The organism is Microbispora sp. GKU 823, assembly GCF_002027145.1.
Taxonomy (GTDB): Bacteria; Actinomycetota; Actinomycetes; order Streptosporangiales; family Streptosporangiaceae; genus Microbispora; species Microbispora siamensis.
Genome location: NZ_MWJN01000017.1, coordinates 1 through 19,000, shown reverse-complemented (window position 1 = coordinate 19,000; position 19,000 = coordinate 1). Strand labels below are relative to the sequence as shown.

Annotated in this window: 15 protein-coding genes and 2 pseudogenes; 11 read left to right on the top strand and 6 right to left on the bottom strand. The window is 71.6% G+C overall.

The window, feature by feature from the left end; genetic code table 11:
- Positions 1-2 precede the first annotated feature (2 nt).
- From B1L11_RS11775 to B1L11_RS11765, 3 genes are all read left to right on the top strand, one after another.
- On the top strand, positions 3-1,325 hold the full coding sequence (locus B1L11_RS11775) for a GH1 family beta-glucosidase (protein WP_218671053.1): 1,323 nt from the start codon (positions 3-5) through the stop codon (positions 1,323-1,325).
- Between the two features lie 604 nt (positions 1,326-1,929).
- Positions 1,930-2,826 carry an aldose 1-epimerase family protein gene (locus tag B1L11_RS11770; RefSeq protein ID WP_256862437.1) on the top strand — a complete coding sequence of 299 codons (897 nt, stop codon included), beginning with the start codon at positions 1,930-1,932 and terminating at the stop codon, positions 2,824-2,826.
- Complete coding sequence (locus tag B1L11_RS11765; protein WP_079314508.1) at positions 2,827-3,855, top strand: phosphotransferase family protein; 1,029 nt, start codon at positions 2,827-2,829, stop codon at positions 3,853-3,855.
- Positions 3,856-3,889: 34 nt separating this feature from the next.
- On the opposite strand, the gene B1L11_RS46720 is transcribed toward B1L11_RS11765, so the two are convergent.
- Positions 3,890-4,057: a hypothetical protein gene (locus B1L11_RS46720; RefSeq protein ID WP_161627906.1), complete on the bottom strand. Its 168-nt coding sequence runs from the start codon at positions 4,055-4,057 to the stop codon at positions 3,890-3,892.
- Positions 4,058-4,176: 119 nt separating this feature from the next.
- On the opposite strand from B1L11_RS46720, the gene B1L11_RS11760 reads away from it, so the two are divergent.
- On the top strand, positions 4,177-5,424 hold the full coding sequence (locus B1L11_RS11760; protein ID WP_079314507.1) for an FAD-dependent oxidoreductase: 1,248 nt from the start codon (positions 4,177-4,179) through the stop codon (positions 5,422-5,424).
- Positions 5,425-5,468: 44 nt separating this feature from the next.
- Positions 5,469-6,806: a class II 3-deoxy-7-phosphoheptulonate synthase gene (locus tag B1L11_RS11755; RefSeq protein WP_372974666.1), complete on the top strand. Its 1,338-nt coding sequence runs from the start codon at positions 5,469-5,471 to the stop codon at positions 6,804-6,806.
- 97 nt (positions 6,807-6,903) lie between these two features.
- On the opposite strand, the gene B1L11_RS11750 is transcribed toward B1L11_RS11755, so the two are convergent.
- Complete coding sequence (locus tag B1L11_RS11750; RefSeq protein WP_079314506.1) at positions 6,904-7,269, bottom strand: co-chaperone YbbN; 366 nt, start codon at positions 7,267-7,269, stop codon at positions 6,904-6,906.
- A gap of 121 nt (positions 7,270-7,390) precedes the next feature.
- On the opposite strand from B1L11_RS11750, the gene ctaD reads away from it, so the two are divergent.
- Positions 7,391-9,076 carry a cytochrome c oxidase subunit I gene (gene ctaD / locus B1L11_RS11745; RefSeq protein WP_079314505.1) on the top strand — a complete coding sequence of 562 codons (1,686 nt, stop codon included), beginning with the start codon at positions 7,391-7,393 and terminating at the stop codon, positions 9,074-9,076.
- Positions 9,077-9,124: 48 nt separating this feature from the next.
- Here the strand turns inward: ctaD and B1L11_RS11740 are convergent, their stop codons facing one another.
- From B1L11_RS11740 to B1L11_RS11730, 3 genes are all read right to left on the bottom strand, one after another.
- Positions 9,125-11,428, bottom strand: a complete 2,304-nt coding sequence (locus B1L11_RS11740; RefSeq protein WP_143737197.1) for an ExeM/NucH family extracellular endonuclease — start codon at positions 11,426-11,428, stop codon at positions 9,125-9,127.
- Positions 11,429-11,767: 339 nt separating this feature from the next.
- Positions 11,768-12,649, bottom strand: a complete 882-nt coding sequence (locus tag B1L11_RS11735) for a universal stress protein (protein WP_079314504.1) — start codon at positions 12,647-12,649, stop codon at positions 11,768-11,770.
- 80 nt (positions 12,650-12,729) lie between these two features.
- Positions 12,730-13,200: a universal stress protein gene (locus B1L11_RS11730; protein ID WP_079314503.1), complete on the bottom strand. Its 471-nt coding sequence runs from the start codon at positions 13,198-13,200 to the stop codon at positions 12,730-12,732.
- Between the two features lie 358 nt (positions 13,201-13,558).
- On the opposite strand from B1L11_RS11730, the gene B1L11_RS11725 reads away from it, so the two are divergent.
- Positions 13,559-14,290 (top strand): permease prefix domain 1-containing protein, encoded by a 732-nt coding sequence (locus B1L11_RS11725; protein ID WP_079314502.1) that lies wholly within the window; start codon positions 13,559-13,561, stop codon positions 14,288-14,290.
- On the opposite strand, the gene B1L11_RS11720 is transcribed toward B1L11_RS11725, so the two are convergent.
- Positions 14,250-14,573 (bottom strand): helix-turn-helix transcriptional regulator, encoded by a 324-nt coding sequence (locus tag B1L11_RS11720; RefSeq protein WP_076436494.1) that lies wholly within the window; start codon positions 14,571-14,573, stop codon positions 14,250-14,252. The genes B1L11_RS11725 and B1L11_RS11720 overlap by 41 nt on opposite strands.
- A gap of 84 nt (positions 14,574-14,657) precedes the next feature.
- Here B1L11_RS11720 and B1L11_RS11715 point away from each other — a divergent pair, with 84 nt between their 5' ends.
- From B1L11_RS11715 to B1L11_RS53875, 4 genes and pseudogenes are all read left to right on the top strand, one after another.
- Positions 14,658-15,845, top strand: coding sequence for a cytochrome ubiquinol oxidase subunit I (locus tag B1L11_RS11715; protein WP_079314501.1), 1,188 nt, complete (start codon positions 14,658-14,660; stop codon positions 15,843-15,845).
- A 13-nt stretch (positions 15,846-15,858) separates the two neighbouring features.
- Positions 15,859-16,605, top strand: a complete 747-nt coding sequence (locus tag B1L11_RS11710; RefSeq protein ID WP_079314500.1) for a cytochrome d ubiquinol oxidase subunit II — start codon at positions 15,859-15,861, stop codon at positions 16,603-16,605.
- Positions 16,511-17,362 (top strand): annotated as a pseudogene (locus B1L11_RS11705) (ABC transporter transmembrane domain-containing protein); the annotation flags it as partial. The gene B1L11_RS11710 and the pseudogene B1L11_RS11705, both read left to right, overlap by 95 nt.
- Positions 17,363-17,722: 360 nt before the next feature.
- A pseudogene (locus B1L11_RS53875) lies at positions 17,723-18,228 on the top strand (ATP-binding cassette domain-containing protein).
- Positions 18,229-19,000: the final 772 nt, after the last annotated feature.

Genomic DNA, 19,000 nt, shown 5'->3' with positions numbered 1-19,000 from the left:
CCATGAACTCACCCGCACGGTTTCCGGCCGACTTCGTCTGGGGCGCGTCCACCGCGGCGTACCAGATCGAGGGCGCGACCACGGAGGACGGCCGCGGGCCCTCGGTGTGGGACACGTTCTGCGCGGTCCCCGGCAACGTACGCGACGGTGACAGCGGGGAGCACGCCGCCGACCACTACCACCGCTACAACGAGGACCTGGACCTCATCGCCGATCTGGGCCTGGGCAGCTACCGCTTCTCCATCGCCTGGCCGCGGATCCAGCCGACCGGCTCGGGCAAGCCCAACCAGAAGGGCCTCGACTTCTACCGCCGGCTCGTGGACGGGCTGGCAGAACGCGGCGTCCGGCCGATGGCCACGCTCTTCCACTGGGACCTGCCGCAGGAGCTGCAGGACCGAGGGGGCTGGGAGAACCGGGACACGGCCGAACGCTTCGCCGAGTACGCCGAGATCTGCTTCGACGCCCTGGAGATCAGGGACTGGCTGACGATCAACGAGCCCAAGACCGTGGTCGACTGCGGATACCGCTTCGGCAGCCACGCGCCGGGGTTCAAGGACGACGCGCGCGCGTTCGTCGCCTGCCACCACCTGCTGCTCGCCCACGGCCTCGCCTCGCGGGTGCTGCACGAGCGGCACCCCGGACGCCGCATCGGGCCGGCGCTCAACCTGCACCCCACCTACCCGGCCGACGACACACCGGAGGCGCGCGAGGCCGCCCACCACCAGGACGGGCTGGAGAACCGGCTCTACCTCGACCCCATCTTCAAGGGCCGCTACCCCGAGGACACGCTGCGCTGGATCTCCGAGCGCGGCCCGATGGCCGACCACATCCTCGACGGGGACCTCGGCATCATCAGCGAGCCCATCGACGTGCTCGGCGTGCAGTACTACACGCCGGTCTTCGTGGACGGCAAGGGCGAGCGGGTCTTCCTGCACGAGCGGGCCCAGGCCGAGTGGCTGGAGATCTACCCCGAGGGCCTGCACGACATCCTCGTCCGGGTGCAGCGCGACTACCCGGGCGTGCCGATGGTCATCACCGAGAACGGCCTGGCCGTCGTGGACGGGGTCGACGCCGACGGCCGCGTCCGCGACGAGCGGCGGATCGCCTACCTGCGCGACCACCTGAGCGCGATGCACCGCGCGATGGAGGCCGGGGCCCAGGTCGAGGGCTACCACGTGTGGTCGCTGCTGGACAACTTCGAGTGGGCCGAGGGATACAGCCAGCGGTTCGGCATCGTGTACGTGGACTACACGACGCAGAAGCGCACCCCGAAGGACAGCGCGCTCTGGTACCGCGACGTCGTGAAGAGCGGCGAGCTGCGCTGAGACCCGTCCGGGCCCGCGCGGCCCGATAACAGGCCCGGTGACAGGCCCGGTGACAGGCTGGGTGCGCGACGCGCCGTGCCTGTTATCGGGCGGCGGACTTCCCGCCGCCGTCCCGGTCTTCTCCCGGCGCGCAGCGCCGCCGCCGCGCCGGCGACCCGCCATGCGGAATCCGGTCCCGTCCGGTGCGGTGGCCGGTCCGCGCCGGGGCGTCGCGGCGCGATTCCACCGGCCATTCCCCCGGCCATTTCCCGCGGCATGGCGCACACCCGGCCGCGTGTATTCGCGCGCCCGGGGGACGTTGTACGGCGGCGCGATGACGGCCGTCCGGAGCAGCTGAAACTTTCAGCACGGAGTGGTGGGCGATCGCCCATGCACGTGCATATGAGAACCGGTCTGCGGCAAATCGGTGCCGTTATACCGATCTAAGCGATAATCCCGAGAATAAGTTGACGCGCCCGCCGAAAAGACTTAGCTTTACCCGCTATGGGAGCGCTCCCACCATTCTCCCACCCCGCTTGGATCAAGGGCGATGAGCTGGGATAAAGTCCCTGCATACCGTCAGATGACCCGCTTCTTGACGTCGCGTCAGCGAGAGGACTCCCCCGTGCCCGATTACACGATTGCCGGCGGCGGATACCAGGCCACGATCAGCGAGCGGGGCGGCGCGCTCCGGGCGCTGCTCCACGAGGGCCGCGAACTGGTGACGAGCTGGCCGGAAGGCGGGCCGGTCCCCTACTACAGCGGCACCATCCTGGCTCCGTGGCCGAACCGCGTGGTCGGCGGCACGTACGTCTTCGAGGGGCAGCGCCGCCACCTGCCGGTGAACGAGCCCGACCGCGGCCACGCCCTGCACGGCCTCGTGGCCGAGCTCGACTGGAAGTGCGCGGAGCTGCTGTCGGTCGAGGACCACCACGGCCACGTACGGCTGACGCACGTCGTGGAGCCCACCGAAGGCTACCCGCACAGGATCGCCCTGGAGGTGCGGCACTCGGTGTCCGAGGAGGGCCTGTCGACCACGCTGACGGCGCAGAACGTGGGCGAGACGGCGGCGCCGTACGGCTGCGGGCCGCACCCGTGGCTGCTGGCCGGCCCCGACGTCACCGCCTACGAGCTCGGCCTGCCGGCCGGGCGGGTGCTGCTCACCGACGACCTGCTCGCCCCCACCGATCTGGTGGAGGTCGCGGGAACGCCGTACGACTTCAGGACGCCGCGCGTGATCGGGGACACCGCCGTCGACCACGCCTTCACGGGCGTGACGGAGGGGCGCGTGCGTGTGCTCGGGCCCGAGGGCGGGGTGGAGCTCACCTGGGACCCGGCGGTGATGCCGTGGGTCCAGATCTGCACCGGCACGTGGCTCGGCCACCGGGGGCTGGCCGTGGAGCCGATGACCTGCCCGCCCGACGCGTTCAACTCGGGCACGGATCTGATCGTTTTGCAGCCGGGGGACAAGCACGAGGCCACGTGGACCATCGCGGTCACCACTCCGTCATTGGAAGGCTGAATGGACAGCAGGACGAAAAGGCGGTTGTCCCCCGCGCAGCTCGACGAGATCACCCGTGACGCGCTGGGCTGCGGGGTGACCTCGTCGGAGGAGCTCACCGACGGCTTCGCCAACGCCGTCTGGCGGCTCGGCCTCGACGACGGACGTCAGGTGGTGCTGAAGCTCGGGCCGCCGCCCGACCTGAGGTTGCTGGCCTACGAGCGGCACCTGCTGCGCACCGAGGCGATGGTCTACCACCTCGCCCAGCCCGTGGGGCTGCCGATGCCCGACCTGCTCAAGGCGTCGTTCGACGACCCGCTGCTCGGCGGCGACTACCTCATCCTGTCCGCGCTCGACGGGGTGCCGTGGAACCGGACGTCGCTCAGCCCCGCGGAGGAGAGCGCGCTGCGGTTCGAGCTGGGCCGCCACCTCGCCCGCCTCCACGCCATCCCGGGCACGGGCGTCTTCGGCTACCCGTACGCGGGGCTGACCGGCCGGACCTGGCGGGAGGCGTTCCTCGTCATGATCGGCGCGCTGCTCGACGACGCGGTCTACTACAACACCCCGCTCCCCGCGACGATCGTGGAGATCGTCGGGCTCGTCCACATGAACGCGCACGTCCTCGACCAGGTCACCACCCCGTCGCTGGTGCACTTCGACATGTGGCCGGGCAACGTGTTCCTGAGCGGCGACAAGCGCGTCCAGGCGCTCATCGACCACGAGAGGGCGTTCTGGGGCGATCCGCTGGCCGACTTCGTCACCCCCACCATCTTCGGCGAGCTGCGCGAGGACGATCCGATGCTCGCCGGCTACCGGCAGGAGGGCGGCCCGCTGACGCTGGACCACGCCGCCCGCCTCCGGATCGCCCTCTACCGGGTCTACCTCTATCTGATCATGCTGGTGGAGGACGGCCCGAGGCAGTATCCGGAGGAGTCCTACGCCCCCACCAGGGACATCACCACGCGGTCACTGGTCGCCTGCCTGGACGTGCTGCGTGCGGGACACCGGGAGGGCGGGCAGCGCCAGGCCGCCCCCCACGCCCGCGTCTGAGCGCCCGGGACCGGAAAGAGAAAGAGAACGGGAGTCACGCCTCCAGCGTGAGGGACTGCGAGCCGCACCCGTTGCCGGTGTGCGGCTCGGAGTCGCCGGTCGCGGCGAGGGCCGCGGGCGCTCCGACGGTCAGCGACGCCACCAGGGACAGGACCATCGCCCCGGCCGCGACGCGGGGCAGGTGACTGACACGAGCACTCACAGCGGACTCCAGACGGCCGACTCCATTGATCACAAAATAGCGGTCCCGCACGCGCTCCGGTAGGCCCACATCTGGCGGACCGGTCCCCCGCATGAGATAATTTCAGCGGGTGATGAATTATGGAGACGACATGTGTGATCGCGGGCGGCGGGCCCGCGGGGGCCATGCTCGCGCTGCTCCTGGCCCGCGCGGGCGTCGACGTCACATTGCTGGAGAAGCACGCGGACTTCCTGCGTGACTTCCGCGGTGACACCATCCATCCCTCGACCCTCCAGGTCCTGGACGAGATCGGCCTGGCCGAGGCGTTCCACCGGCTGCCGCACCGCAAGGCGTACGAGATGTCCATGCGGACCGACGACGGTCAGGTGCCCGTCGCCGACCTGCGGCGCCTGCCGGGCAAGTACCAGTACATCGCCTTCGTCCCGCAGTGGGACTTCCTCGACCTCCTCACCCGCGAGGCGGCCGCGTATCCCAACTTCCACCTCCTGATGAACGCCAAGGTCGTCGATCTCGTACGGCACGACGGCGCGATCCGCGGGGTGCGCTACCGCGACGAGCGGGGCGAGGAGCACGAGATACGGGCCGTGCTCACGGTCGCCGCCGACGGCCGGCACTCCGACGTACGGCGGGCGGCGGGCCTGGCGCCGAGACGGTTCGGCGCCCCGATGGACGTCGTCTGGTTCCGCCTGCCGCGGGCGGAGGACGACCCCGAGCAGCCGTTCCTGCGGGCGTCGGCCGGACGGCTCATGGTCGCCATCAACAGGGAGACGTACTGGCAGCTCGCCTACGTCATCCCGAAGGGCGGCTTCGCCGCACTCGAGGCGAAGGGCGTCGACGGGCTGCGCCGCGAGGTGGAACGGCTGCTGCCCTTCCTCGGCGGCAGGACCTCCGAGCTGCACGGCTTCGACGAGGCCGGCGTGCTCAGCGTCGAACTGAACCGGCTCACGCGCTGGCACCTGCCCGGGCTGCTGCTGATCGGCGACGCGGCCCACGCGATGTCGCCGGTGTTCGGCGTCGGGATCAACCTCGCGGTGCAGGACGCGGTCGCGGCCGCCAACATCGTCGGCCCGGCCCTGCTGCGCGGCCGGGCCCCCGACGCGCTGCTCGCCCGGGTGGAGCGCCGCAGGAAGGTGCCCACGGTCGTCGTGCAGACCGCGCAGCGGGTGGTGCAGGAACGCCTCATCCGGCCCGCGCTCGCCGGTCCCGTGGGGCCGATCCCCGACCTCACCCGTGTGCCGGTGGTGCGCTCGCTGCTGCCCCGGTTCATCGGGCTCGGCGTGCTGCCCGAGCACGTACGTCTTCCGCCGCGAGAAAAAAGATCTCAGCAAATGGACAGGAAGGGGCCCACACGGGACGTGGTGCAATAACCTTGGTTCCCGTGAGCGCAACGAACCCCGACACCTTGAGTGCCCTGGACACCTCGAGCGCCCTGGACACCTGGCGTGATCTCCCCGCGGCCCAGCAGCCGGACTGGCCCGACCGCGGCGAGCTGGACAAGGTCGTCGCGGAGCTGGCGTCCCTGCCCCCGCTGGTGTTCGCCGGCGAGTGCGACCAGCTCAAGGACAGCATGGCCGCCGTGGCGCGCGGGGAGGCGTTCGTCCTGCAGGGCGGCGACTGCGCCGAGACCTTCGCGGGCGCGACGGCCGAGAACGTGCGCAACAAGCTCAAGACGCTGCTGCAGATGGCGATCGTGCTGACCTACGCCGGCCGCGTCCCGGTCGTGAAGATCGGGCGGCTCGCGGGGCAGTTCGCCAAGCCGCGGTCCAAGCCCATGGAGATCCGCGACGGCGTGGAGCTTCCGGCCTACCGGGGCGACATGGTCAACGGCTTCGACTTCACCGCCGAGTCCCGCCGACCCGACCCGAACCGGCTGCTGCGCGCCTACCACTCGGCGGCGGTCACGCTGAACCTCACGCGGGCCTTCACCAAGGGCGGCTACGCCGACCTGCGTCAGGTCCACGCCTGGAACCAGGACTTCGTCGCTGAGTCCCCGGCGGGCCGGCGCTACGAGCAGCTCGCGCGGGAGATCGACCAGGCGCTCTCGTTCATGCGGGCCTGCGGCGCCGAGCCCGAGGAGTTCCACACCGTGGAGTTCTACTCCTCCCACGAGGCCCTGATCCTCGACTACGACCGGGCGCTCACCCGGATCGACTCGCGCACGGGCCTGCCGTACGACGTGTCGGCGCACATGGTGTGGATCGGCGAGCGCACCCGGCAGCTCGACGGGGCGCACGTCGAGTTCTTCAGCCGCATCCGCAACCCGATCGGCGTGAAGCTCGGCCCGACGACCACGCCGGAAGAGGCCATCGCGCTGATCGACAAGCTCAACCCGGACAACGAGCCCGGGCGGCTCACCTTCATCACGCGGATGGGCGCGGGCAAGGTTCGCGACGCGCTGCCGACGCTGGTGGACAAGGTCAACGCGAGCGGCGCCACGGTGGCCTGGGTGTGCGACCCGATGCACGGCAACACCTTCGAGGCGCCGAGCGGCCACAAGACCCGCCGCCTCGACGACGTGCTGGACGAGGTCGCGGGGTTCTTCGAGGTGCACCACGCGCTCGGCACCCACCCCGGCGGCATCCACATCGAGTTCACCGGCGACGACGTGACCGAGTGCGTGGGCGGCGGGCACGCGATCGTGGAGGAGGACCTGGCGCTGCGGTACGAGACCGCGTGCGACCCCCGCCTCAACCGCGGTCAGTCGCTCGACCTCGCCTTCCGCGTCGCGGAGCTGTACCGGTCGAGCTGATCTGCATCGCCTGATCGGGCCGTCTGAATCCGCCGTCGCCCTCCGATCACTCGGACGGGGTGACGGCGGTTTCCGTTTGCGGGCACAGCCCGACGCCTCAGCTGTTCTTGGCCTCCGCCTCGATCTGGGCGCGGATGGCGTCCATGTCGAGCGCGCGCAACTGCCGGATCAGGTCGTCGAGCGCGGGCGCGGGAAGGGCGCCCGGCTGGGCGAACACCACGATGCCGTCGCGGATCGCCATGATCGTCGGGATCGCGGTGATCTCGAAGCCCTCCGACAGGGCGGGCTGCGCCTCGGTGTCGATCTTGCCGAAGGTGATGTCCTTGTGCTCCTCGGACGCCTTCTCGAAAATCGGCGCGAAGGACCGGCAGGGGCCGCACCAGGAGGCCCAGAAATCGAGCAGTACGATGCCGTTGTCGGCGATGTCGTTGAAGTTCTTCTCGGTTACCTCGATGGTCGCCACGGGCGACTCCTTTCGCTCGGTCTTCAGCGGGCATAACCAGCCGGACAATCCCAGCATTCCATTTCGTGATGAGCCTCGTGTGATTGGGCAGGAGACCTCCTTGACCTAGAAGGAGCCCCGGATGACGACTCATGCCGTACGGCCAACCGACTTGGCGGCCCCGAAGGGCCCGGGCGCCCGGATCGCCTCATGGCTGTCGAGCACGGACCACAAGGTGATCGGCAACCTCTACTTCGTCGCCACGTTCTTCTTCTTCCTGGTCGGCGGCCTGCAGGCGATGGTCATCCGGGCGGAGCTCTTCGAGCCCGGCATGCAGTTCGTCACGTTGCAGCAGTACAACCAGCTGTTCACGCTGCACGGCACCATCATGCTGCTGTTCTTCGCGACGCCGTTGTTCGCCGGGTTCGCCAACGCGATCATGCCGCTGCAGATCGGCGCTCCGGACGTGGCGTTCCCCAGGCTGAACATGGCGAGCTACTGGCTGTTCCTCTTCGGCGGCCTGATGGTCGTCGGGTCGTACTTCGCGGGCGGGGCGCCGACGTTCGGCTGGACGGGCTACACTCCGCTGTCGGCCGCGCCGTTCACCCCGCAGCTCGGCGGGGATCTGTGGATCATGGGCCTGGCCCTGTCCGGCCTCGGGACCATCCTCGGCTCGGTCAACTTCATCACGACGATCATGTGCATGCGCGCCCCGGGCATGACGATGTTCCGGATGCCGATCTTCACGTGGAACGTGTTCTTCACCTCGATCCTCGTGCTGATCGCCTTCCCGGTGCTCGCCGCCGCGCTGCTGGCACTGGAGATCGACCGCAAGCTGGGCGCCCACATCTACGACCCCCAGACCGGCGGGCCGCTCCTCTGGCAGCACCTGTTCTGGTTCTTCGGCCATCCGGAGGTCTACATCATCGCGCTGCCGTTCTTCGGCATCGTCACCGAGGTGATCCCGGTCTTCAGCCGCAAGCCGCTGTTCGGGTACGTCGGGATGGTCGGCGCGACGATCGCGATCACCGCGCTGTCGGTCACCGTGTGGGCGCACCACATGTTCGCCACCGGGAACGTGCTGCTGCCGTTCTTCTCGCTGATGACGTTCCTGATCGCCGTGCCCACGGGGGTGAAGTTCTTCAACTGGACCGGCACGATGTGGCGGGGCCATCTCACGTTCGAGACGCCGATGCTGTGGTCCGTGGGATTCCTCGTGACGTTCCTGCTCGGCGGCCTGACCGGGGTGATCCTGGCGTCGCCGCCGCTGGACTTCCACGTGACCGACACCTACTTCGTGGTCGCCCACTTCCACTACGTGGTGTTCGGCACGGTGGTCTTCGCCATGTTCGCGGGCTTCTACTTCTGGTGGCCCAAGCTGACCGGGAGGATGCTGAACGAGCCGCTCGGAAAGATCCACTTCTGGATGCTGTTCATCGGGTTCCACATGACGTTCCTCATCCAGCACTGGCTCGGCGCGCAGGGCATGCCGCGGCGGTACGGCGACTACGCGGCCAGCGACGGCTTCACCTGGATGCACCAGATGTCGAGCATCGGCGCGTTCCTGCTCGGGCTGTCCACCCTGCCGTTCCTCTACAACATCTGGTGGACCGTACGGCACGGGGAGAAGGTGACGGTGAACGACCCGTGGGGGCACTCCAACTCGCTGGAGTGGGCGACGTCCTGCCCGCCGCCGCGCCACAACTTCGTGTCGATCCCGCCGATCCGGTCCGAGCGGCCCGCCTTCGACCTGCGCTACCCGCGTCTCGGCGGCAAGCCGGGCGAGCCGCCGGAGACCAAGCGGGACTTCGTCGATCCCAACGCCTGACCTGCGATAGGGGCCCCCGTCGCCGGGGGCCCCTTCGCGTGCGGATCGTCAGCCCTTGCCGCCGGGCAGGTTCAGCCCGATCAGCAGCGGGTCGTGGTCGGAGGAGCGGAACGCGTCGGGCCGGTACAGGCTCGGCGGGTTGAACTCCAGGTTGTAGTCGAGGATGCGCGGCTCGTCGGCGTTGACGTGCCAGATGGTCGCCCCGGTCACCCGCTTGACGAGCTGCTTGCCGGCCATCGCGTGGTCGAGCTCGCCCGACAGCCCGTTGAACAGGTAGCTGTAGCGCTGCGCCGCGGGGACGAACCGCTTGGACAGGCTGGTCAGGCCGCCGGCCTCCAGGGTGTGGATCGGATCCTCCTCGCCGTACGCGTTGAGGTCGCCGATCACCAGCGGGTTCGGCAGGTCCATCGAGTCGATGAGGCCCAGCACGGCCTTGGCCTGCCGTACGCGCTCGGCGTTGTAGCAGCTCTGCCCGTCGCCCTGGTCGGCGTCGCCGCCGGTGGCCTCCTCGTCACAGCCCTTCGACTTGAAGTGGTTGACGAGCAGCGTGAACGGCTGACCGCCGCCCACCCGGCGGAAGGTCTGGATCAGCGGCGGCCGGCGGAAGACGGGATCGGTCGAGGACCGCGTCTCCCCGACGGGGGTCAGCTTCGCCGGCTTGTAGATCGCGGCGACGTGGATGGCGTCGCTGCCCGGGTAGGGGTGGGTCAGGGCGGCGTACGTGCCCGCGCCCACCTCCGCGTTCAGGGCGTCGACCAGCGCGTTGACGGCGGTCTGGCCGTTGTTCTCGACCTCCATGAGCCCGACGACGTCGGCGTCGAGGCCCTTGAGCGTGGCGACGATCTTCTTGAGCTGCCGCTGCTGCTCCTCCGCGGTGTCGGCGCCGCGCGAGTCGAGCGTCGTGAACCAGTTGAGCGTGTTGAGGCTCGCGACGCGGACGTTCCCGCCGACCGGCAGAGGCGCCGGCAGCCGGGGGTTGGTCCGCAGGAAGGTGATCTGCTTGGTCGGCTCCAGCCGGTAGGCCCCGAAGCCGTAGCTCAGCACGCCGGTGACGCCCACGGCGGTGTCGCCGAGGCGGACGACCTGCGGCGTCGTGTACGGGATGGTGGCCGGGTTCTCGGTGTTGGAGCCGTCGTCGACGAGCAGCGACCTGCGGGCGTCCAGCGCGGGGCTCACACCGTCACGGTCGGTCGGCTGGAACAGCCGGCCGCCGGCGGCGACCGTCACCTCGCCGAACCGGCCGAGGTTGTAGTGGTCGGTCACGGTCAGCGGCTCGGGGAAGGTCACGAGCACGTTCTCGTACGGCTCGAAGGTGGCGCCGTCGGCCCGCGGCAGGTCGTAGGCCTTCGGCGTGATCGTCCCGGTGCCGCAGACGTCCACGGCCGTGACCGGGGACAGCTCGGTGAGCCCGTTGAACTCGGTGACCCGGCCGGTGACGAGCACCCGGTCACCGACCTTGACGTCCTTGAACGACGCCCGGGCGAACGCGAACAGGCCGTCGGAGGTGGCCGGGTCGGCGTCGGGCGTCGGGTCCTGGAAGTAGAAGCCGCTCTGCTGGCCGGTCTCCTGGAAGTCGCCGGTCACGATTCCCTCGACCCGGACGGTCTGCCCCACGAGCGGGGAGGCGGCGCCGCTGCCCTGGACCTCGGCGATCTGCCGGTTCGGCGGCACGTCGCACGGGACCGTGCTGGGCGTGGGCGACGGCGAGGCGGAGGGCGACACCGAGGGCGACGCGGACGGTGAGGCGCTCGGCGAGGCGGATGGCGAGGTGGACGGCGACGGCGAGGCGACGCCGCAGGGAGCCGGGGGCGTCGCGGTGTTGCGCGGCGCGGGCGTGCCCGCGGCGAAGTCCGCGGCGTTGTCGTCGGTGTCCGCGCAGCCGCCGCCCGCGCGCACCGCGGCGGTGGAGTTGCTCAGGCCCGGGGCCGCCGCCGAGCCCTCGAAGTAGTTGGCCGTGCCGTACCCGACGAGGTCGGCGATCTGCGCGGTCTGCTCGGGCGTGCAGGGCGAGGAGCCGCCGTTGCAGGCGAGGCCCTCGGTCGAGCGGACCAGGACGACCTTGCCGGCCGTGGCGCTCAGGCTGAGGTTGCCGACGGTGTCGGCGGACGGCAGCGTACCGCTCGGCGTCGATCCGGCGGAAAGCTGGACGAGGTGATACTGGCCGGGGGCGAGCGAGCCCGACAGGTTCTGCTTCTGGGAGCCGAACTGGCCGGTCCCGGTGGCACTGGTGTACTGGAGGGACCAGCCGTCCAGCGAGATCGCGGCGGTGCCGCGGTTGAACAGCTCGACGTAGTCGTTGGTGTAGGGGGCGCCGGAGTTGCCGCCGCCTCCGTACACCTGGCTGATCACCACGGCGCCCGGCTCGGCCGAGGCGGCGCGGCGACGCGACCGTGACGCCGGCGGTCAGGAGACCGGCGGCCGCGAGCGCGGCGACCGCGCGGGCGCCGCGTCTCGCGCCACGTCTCGTGTCGCGGCCACCGTGGTGGTCATCGGGAAAGGCCCGGGATAGAGCACGCATGTCCCGGACTTTAGGGGTAGACCACCGCGACACCAGGACCAATAAGTGTCTTTAACACAAGCTTGTATGGATTTGCCGATTGCCTGACGTCGTATCCGTAGGCGTGCTGCCCTTGCGCGTCGCGGTTCGGGATGGATCGGTCCCATCCGGACGGTCCTCTCCGGATCCCCCGGTCAGCAGTGGACGACTGCCACCGGACAGGTGACCGCGTCGATCAGCGGCCGGGTGACAGAGCCGAGCCTGCCGAGCATCCCCCTGGCGCGGGTCGCGCCGACGACCAGCATGGTCGCACCGGGAGAGGCGTCGGCCAGCACGTCGAGCACTGGCCCCTCGCCGGACTGGAGCAGGGTGTGCACGTCGGGGTATCGCGCACGCCAGGGCCTCACGGCGGCTTCCAGGGCCTCGACGGCCTCCCTGCCTGGGACGTCGGACATCACCATGGGCGCCATGCCCGCGCTCCAGGCGGCGGCCGGGTAGCGCCAGGCGTGCACCGCGATCAGCGGCAGCGCGCGCAGGGCGGCCTCGCGGAAGGCGAAGGCGAGGACGTGGTCGTCGCCGCCGCCGACGCCCACGACGATGGGGCCGGGGTGCCTGCGGTGCGGCAGCGACCCCGTGCCGCGGACCACGATCACCGGGCAGAGCGCGTGCGTCGCGACGTGCCCCGCGACCGAACCCATCACCCGGCGGGCCGCCCCGCTCAGGCCGCGCGATCCCACGACGACCAGGTCGGCCGTCTCCGACAGCGCGACGAGCCGGTCGGAGGCCGGCCCCTCGAACAGGTCCTCCCGCACCCGGACGCCGCTGGTGCACTGCCGGGCGCACTCGGCGCCGTGCCACAGCACGTGCTCGGCCGCGTGGTGCAGGGACTTGCGCGCCTCCTCCTCGCCCGCGCCGTACGGCGACTGCCAGGCGTGGCAGACGGTGATGGGCGAGTCCCGGAACTCGGCCTCGTCCATCGCCCAGTCGAGCGCCTGCATGGCGAAGTCGGACCCGTCGTACCCGACGACGATGCCCGGGTTGGTGGCTGGGCCACCGGCCGGGCTGTTGGGTTCCATGCCCTCATGCTCCGCCCGGGCCGCACGGTCCGGCAGGGCGGAAAGTCCCGAGACCGGAGGGACATCCGGCCCCGGCGGGATCAGGCCCGGCTGCCGGCGAGCACTCCGGGACGGCGGTCGTGCTCCATGCCCGGCAGCACGACGACGACCGGGCACCTGGCCCGCAGCAGGCAGGCGGAGACGACCGGGTTGAGCACGGGGTACGGCTCGGACTCGGCCTCGTGCGCGCCCAGCACCAGCAGGTCCGCGCCATCGGTCGCGCGCAGCAGCACCTGGGCCGGCGGACCCTCGACGACAACCGGCTCGACGTGGCGCTCGCCGAGTTCGGCGACGGCCTGGGCGGCGACGTCGAGAGCGGTCCTGTGCTCGTCCTCACGTGAGGTGCGGCTCGCGATCGGCGCGTAGTGGGCGTGCAGCCCGCCCGTCCACTCCCAGGCGTACACCGCCTCGACCCGCGCACCGCGCAGCGAACCCTCGGCGGCGGCCCACCGCAGTGCGGCCTGCGACGCCATCGACCCGTTGATGCCCACCACGATCTTCGGCTGGTTCACGTTCCGCCTCGCTCTCCGCTCTCAGTCTCGCCGACCAGGGTTAACAGGGTGTTGCCGCGGCGAAACGGTCAGAAGACACCGCCCATGAGCATCCCTGTACCCAGAAAAACCCCTGGTCCCTCGCGCCCCAAAAGGGACAGGGCCATGTTTTGGGGGCCGGGCCTCATCTGAGGACAGGGTATCTGCGAACCGGAGCGGTGCCGCTCCCCCCCTTTGCCGATCCGGAGGCGCCCGCTGACCGTCTCGTTGCCCGCTCCACGGCTCGGGCCACACGGGGACCTTGGGCCCAGGTCAGGGATCACCCTGATGCGCCTCCGGGTGCCCCGGCCGTACGCTTGCCGCAGACCGGGGAGGGACGATGGGGAACGCGGGTCCGATCGACGAGTACGTCGCGTCGATGCGCCATGCGCTGCGGGGCCCGGGCGGCGCCAAGCGCGACCTGCTGGCCGAGGCGCGCGACAGCCTGCTCGACGCGGCCGAGGCGTACGAGAGCGAGGGGGTCCCCCGGGCCGAGGCCGAGCGGCTGGCGGTCGCCGACTTCGGGACGGTGCCCGAGGTCGCGCCGGGCTTCCAGGGGGAGCTGACGGTGAGCCAGGGTCGCCGCACGGCCGCGCTGCTGTTCCTCAGCGTGCCGCTCATCGCGTTCATGTGGGCGGTGATCTGGCGAATCTTCCCCGAGAGCCCGCATGTCGACGAGATCAAACCGGTGTGGTTCGGGCTGTTGGCCAGGACTGTGGATCTGCTCCAGCTCAGCGTGGGCGTGATGGGCGGCGTCGCGCTGCTCGCGTTCGGCCGAGGGGCGCGGCGCGTCCGCCGGCCCGCGCGGCTCACCCGGTGGCTGGGGTTGTTCGTCTGGATCCAGACGCCGCTGATCGGGGCGATGGGGCTGACGCTGGCGGCGGCCGCCCACGGCCCTGTGGGGTTCAGCGCCTACCTCCCCGGGCTGGCCGTGTCCGCGGTCAGCTACGCGCTCAGCGTGTGGCAGCTGTACAGCGCCGCGCACTGCCTGCGTTGCACCAGGGCGGTCTCCGCGCTCAGTACAGCGGATCTCAGCGCAGCGGGTCGAGAACGCTCCCTATGGCGGTCGTGAACGACCGCCAGGCCGACCGCTCCCCCGCCAGCGCCTTGCGCCCGGCGTCGGTGAGGCGGTAGGTCCGCCGTTTGCGCCCCCCGTCGGAGGCCCACTCGCCGGCGAGCAGCCCGGCCCGCTCCAGCCTGCGCAGCGCGGGGTAGACCGTGCCCGTCGGCACGTCGAGTGCGCCGCCGCTGCGCTCGCGCAGCGCCTCGATGATCGCGTAGCCGTGCAGCGGCTCGCGCTCCAGCACGGAGAGCAGCAGGGCGTCCATATGGCCCCGGAGCGCATCGGCGTTCACGCCCGCAGCCTATCCCGGTTCTTCACACGGCCAAGTCTATATGTAGGCTGTCTATATGTAGACAGCCTACGCATGGAGAAATCAATGGACATCGTCGGCCTCGCCCGGCTGCAGTTCGCCGTGACCGGAAGCCTCCACTTCCTGTTCGTCGTGCTCACGCTCGGGCTGGCCCCGCTGGTGGCGATCATGCACACCCGGTACGCCATCGGCGGGAACCCCCTGCACGAGCGGATGACCCGCTTCTGGGGGCAGATCTACGTGATCAACTACGCGCTCGGCATCGTCACCGGGCTCGTGATGGAGTTCCAGTTCGGGCTGAGCTGGAGCGGCCTTTCGCACTACGCGGGCGACGTGTTCGGCGCGCCGCTGGCCATGGAGACGCTGCTGGCCTTCTTCCTGGAGTCCACGTTCCTGGGCCTGTGGATCTTCGGCTGGCACCGGCTGCCGCGCGGGCTCCACGTGGCGTGCATCTGGCTGGTGACGCTGACGGCGTACGCCTCGGCGCTGTTCATCATGGTCGCCAACTCCTTCCTGCAGAACCCGGCGGGCTCGGCCGAGATGGGCGGGCGGCTCGTGCTGCGCGACTTCGGCGCGCTGTTCACCAATCCGACCCTCGTCTTCGCGCTCCCCCACGTGCTGAGCGCCGGGCTGTGGACCGGCGGGTTCGTCGTGATGGGCGCCAGCGCCTACCACCTGTTCCGGCGCACCCCCGAGCGGGAGTTCTTCACCCGCTCCCTGCGCATCGGCGTGCTGACCGCCTTCATCGGGTCGCTGTTCACCGTCGGGTTCGGCTACGCCCAGTTCGGGCCGGTCGGCTCCGTCCAGCCGGACAAGTTCCACGGCGTGATCCCCGGCACCGCGCTCGGACTCATGATCACGATCGGGCAGCTCGTCCAGTTCGCCGTGATGTTCGTGCTGGCGCCGCTGCTCATCCGCGACCTGCTGGCCCGCTGGCGCTGGCTGCACCCCCTCCTCATGGTCATGACCCCGCTGCCGTTCGTCGCGGCGATCGCCGGCTGGATCGTCCGCGAGGTCGGCCGCCAGCCCTGGCTGGTGTACGGCAAGCTCTCCGTGGCCGACGCCCTCACCCCCGGGCTGACCCGCGCGGACATCACCGCCTCCTTCGCGGGTTTCGCGGGCGTGCTCGGGCTGCTCGCCCTCGTCGACTACGTCCTCATCGCCCGTGCCGTACGGCGTGGCCCGGGACAGGTCGCGCTCGGCGCCGCGGACCTTCCCGTCACCGCCGAGCCCGTCCCCGCCCACTCGCTCTAGAGGACACGCTCCCATGGACATCTTCTGGTTCCTCACGTTCGCCGTCCTGCTGGCCGGCTACTTCGCCCTGGAGGGCTTCGACATCGGCCTCGGCGTGCTGCTGCCCGTGCTCGGCCGCTCCCCCGCCGCCCGCGACCGCCTCGTCGGCGCGATGGCCCCGTTCGTGCTCGCCAACGAGGTGTGGCTGGTCGCGCTCGCCGGCGTGCTGTTCGGCGCGTTCCCCGTGCTGGAGGGCCAGGCGCTGAGCCGCCTGTACCCCCTCGTCGTCGCCCTGCTGCTGGCGTGGATCGTGCGCGACGCGGGGCTGTGGTTCCGCCGCAGGTCCGGCGGCGCCGCCTGGCGTCTGGTGTGGGACGGCGCGCTCTGCGCGGGTTCTGCGGGGCTGGCGCTCTCCTGGGGCGCGATCCTCGTGGCCGTCGCGCGCGGCCTGCCCGCCTCGCCCCTCGACGCGGCGGGCATCGCGGGAGGTGTGGCGCTGCTCGCGCTGCTCGCCTGGCACGGCCGCACGTTCGGAGCGTGGCGCCTGCAGGACGGCCCGGGCAGGAGCGGGCGGGCGCTGCTGCTGTCGGCCTGCGCCGCCGCCGCGCCCGCGGTCCTGGTCATGGCGGCCGCGGCTGCCCACATGCTCGGCAACGCCGCCCCGGATCAGACACTGACTGTGCTCAGTGTCATGGTGGTCCCGGTCGCCCCGATCCTCGTGGGCGCGCAAGTATGGGTGTGGCGCACCTTCTCCAGGGGCGCGCTGCCGACGTTCTTCTGATTGGGGACCGTTGCACAAGGATCTCCTCCGGCTGGCCCGCGCGGAGCGGAGCGTCCGCATCCATCTCGCCTGCTCCCTGGCGGCGGCGGTGGTGGCCGGGCTGCTCGTGCTCGTGCAGGCGGAACTGCTGGCCGGGGTGCTGTCCGGCCGGTTCGCGATCGCCGCGCTGCTCCCCCTGGCGCTCGTCGTCGCCTGCCGCGGGCTGCTCGGATGGGCGCAGGGAGTGCTCGCGGGCCGCGCGGCCACCGCGCTCAAGTCGGCGCTGCGGCGGCTGCTCCTCGGCCGGGTGGAGGGTCTCGGGCCGGCGTACCGGTCGGGTGAGCTGGTGACGCTCGCGGGCCGGGGGCTGGACGCGCTCGACCCCTACCTGACGGGCTACCTGCCGTCGGTCGCCGTGGCCGGGATCGTGCCGGTCGCGGTCGTGGTCCGGCTCTTCGTGGCCGACCTGGCCACCGCCGTGATCGTGGTGCTCACGCTGCCGCTGATCCCGATCTTCGGGGCGCTGGTCGGGTGGACCACCAAGACCGTGACGGAACGGCAGTGGCGCGCGCTGGCCCGCCTCGGCGGCCACTTCCTCGACGTCGTGCGCGGCCTGCCCACGCTGCGGGCCTTCGGCCGGGCCCGCTACCAGGCGTCGGTGATCCGCGAGGTCGCCGAGGCCCACCGCGCCGCGACGATGCGCACGCTGCGGGTGGCGTTCCTGTCGTCGCTGGTGCTCGAACTCGTGGCGTCGCTGTCGCTGGCGCTGGTGGCGGTGCCCGTGGGGCTGCGGCTGCTGTCGGGCTCGCTCGACCTGCGTACGGCGCTGCTCGTGCTGCTGCTCGCCCCGGAGGCGTACCTGCCGCTGCGCGCGATGGGCACCCGCTTCCACGCCGCCATGGAGGGCGTCGCCGCCGCCGACGAGGCGTTCGCGGTCATCAACCCGCCGCAGGAGGCCGGGCAGGCGACCGCACCGGCCGGAGCCGCCACGGGCACGGGAAAGGCAGCCGGCGCGGGGCGGCCCGCGCCGGCCGGCGGACCGCCGGAGATCCGGCTGGAGGACGTCACCGTGCGCTACCCGGGCCGCGAGGAGACCGCGCTCGACCGCGTCTCGCTGGTCATCGAGCCGGGCGAGCGGCTGGCGATCGTCGGCCCGAGCGGCGCGGGCAAGAGCACGCTGCTGCACCTGCTGCTCGGGTTCGTGACCCGTCGGAGGGGCGGGTGCTGGTGGACGGGACCGATCTGGCCGGCCTCGACCTCGACGAGTGGCGGCGGCGGCTCGCCTTCGTGCCACAACGCCCGCACCTGTTCGCGACGTCGGTGGCCGACAACATCGCGCTCGGTTCGGCGGCCGGTCCTGAGGAGGTCAGGGCCGCCGCGGAGGCGGCGCAGGTGGCGGAGTTCGCCGCCGCCCTGCCGCAGGGGTACGACACCCCGCTCGGCGAGCGCGGCGCGAACCTGTCGGCGGGCCAGCGTCAGCGGGTCGCCTGGCCAGGGCCTTCTGCCGCCCCGCCGCCCGGGTGCTGCTGCTGGACGAGCCCACGGCGCGGCTCGACGGCAGGAGCGAGGCGGCGATCGTGGCGGCCACGCGCAGGCTGGCGGAGGGCCGTACGGCGATCATCGTCGCGCACCGCCCGGCGATGATCGACCTGGCCGACCGGGTCGTCCGCCTCGACGGCGGCGCCCTCGTCCCCCCCGGTTCCCGCCCCCCCGATCTCCATACAGGGCGGGGAGGCCCGATGAGCCGCGCGGAGGCGACCACGAAGACGGCCACGGAGACGGCCACAGTGGCCTCGCCGCTGTCGGTGGTCACCGGCACCGGCATGGGACGGCGGCTCGTGCTCGCCGCGCTCGCCGGGGCGGCGGCCGACCTCGCGGGGGTCGCGCTCATCGCGTCGGCCGCCTGGCTGATCACGCGGGCCGCCGAGCAGCCGCCCCTGGCGGCGCTGTCGGTCGCGATCGTGGCCGTGCGGGCGTTCGCCACCACCCGCGGCGTGTTCCGGTACGGCGAGCGCCTGGCCGGGCACGACGTCGCGCTGCGCGCCCAGGCGGGCACCCGCGAGCGTCTCTACCGGGCGCTGATCCCGGCAGGGCCGCTGCCCCAGCGCGGCGCCGACCTGCTCAGCCGCATGGTGGACGACACCGACGCCGTGCAGGACCTGCTCGTCCGCTGCCTGCTGCCGGCCGCCGCCGCGCTGATCACCGGCGTCGCCGCCGTCGTCATCGCGGGCTTCCTGCTGCCCGCCGCCGCGTTCGTGCTCGCCGCCGGCCTGCTCGTCGCCGGGGTGCTGCTGCCCGCGGGGAGCCGCCGCCGCCCGGCGCTGGTCGGCGCGGATCGCCCCGGCCCGCGCCGACCTGGCCGCCCGGGTGGCCGACCTGGTCCACGGCGCGGCCGACCTCGCGGCGTACGGCGCGC

Excerpts from the sequence above, each read along its gene's own strand:
- B1L11_RS11775 (WP_218671053.1), top strand. The coding sequence starts at position 3 with ATGAACTCACCCGCACGGTTTCCGGCCGACTTCGTCTGGGGCGCGTCC.
- B1L11_RS11765 (WP_079314508.1), top strand. The coding sequence starts at position 2,827 with ATGGACAGCAGGACGAAAAGGCGGTTGTCCCCCGCGCAGCTCGACGAG.
- B1L11_RS11760 (WP_079314507.1), top strand. The coding sequence starts at position 4,177 with ATGGAGACGACATGTGTGATCGCGGGCGGCGGGCCCGCGGGGGCCATG.
- ctaD (WP_079314505.1), top strand. The coding sequence starts at position 7,391 with ATGACGACTCATGCCGTACGGCCAACCGACTTGGCGGCCCCGAAGGGC.
- B1L11_RS11735 (WP_079314504.1), bottom strand. The coding sequence starts at position 12,649 with ATGGAACCCAACAGCCCGGCCGGTGGCCCAGCCACCAACCCGGGCATC.
- B1L11_RS11725 (WP_079314502.1), top strand. The coding sequence starts at position 13,559 with ATGGGGAACGCGGGTCCGATCGACGAGTACGTCGCGTCGATGCGCCAT.
- B1L11_RS11715 (WP_079314501.1), top strand. The coding sequence starts at position 14,658 with ATGGACATCGTCGGCCTCGCCCGGCTGCAGTTCGCCGTGACCGGAAGC.
- B1L11_RS11710 (WP_079314500.1), top strand. The coding sequence starts at position 15,859 with ATGGACATCTTCTGGTTCCTCACGTTCGCCGTCCTGCTGGCCGGCTAC.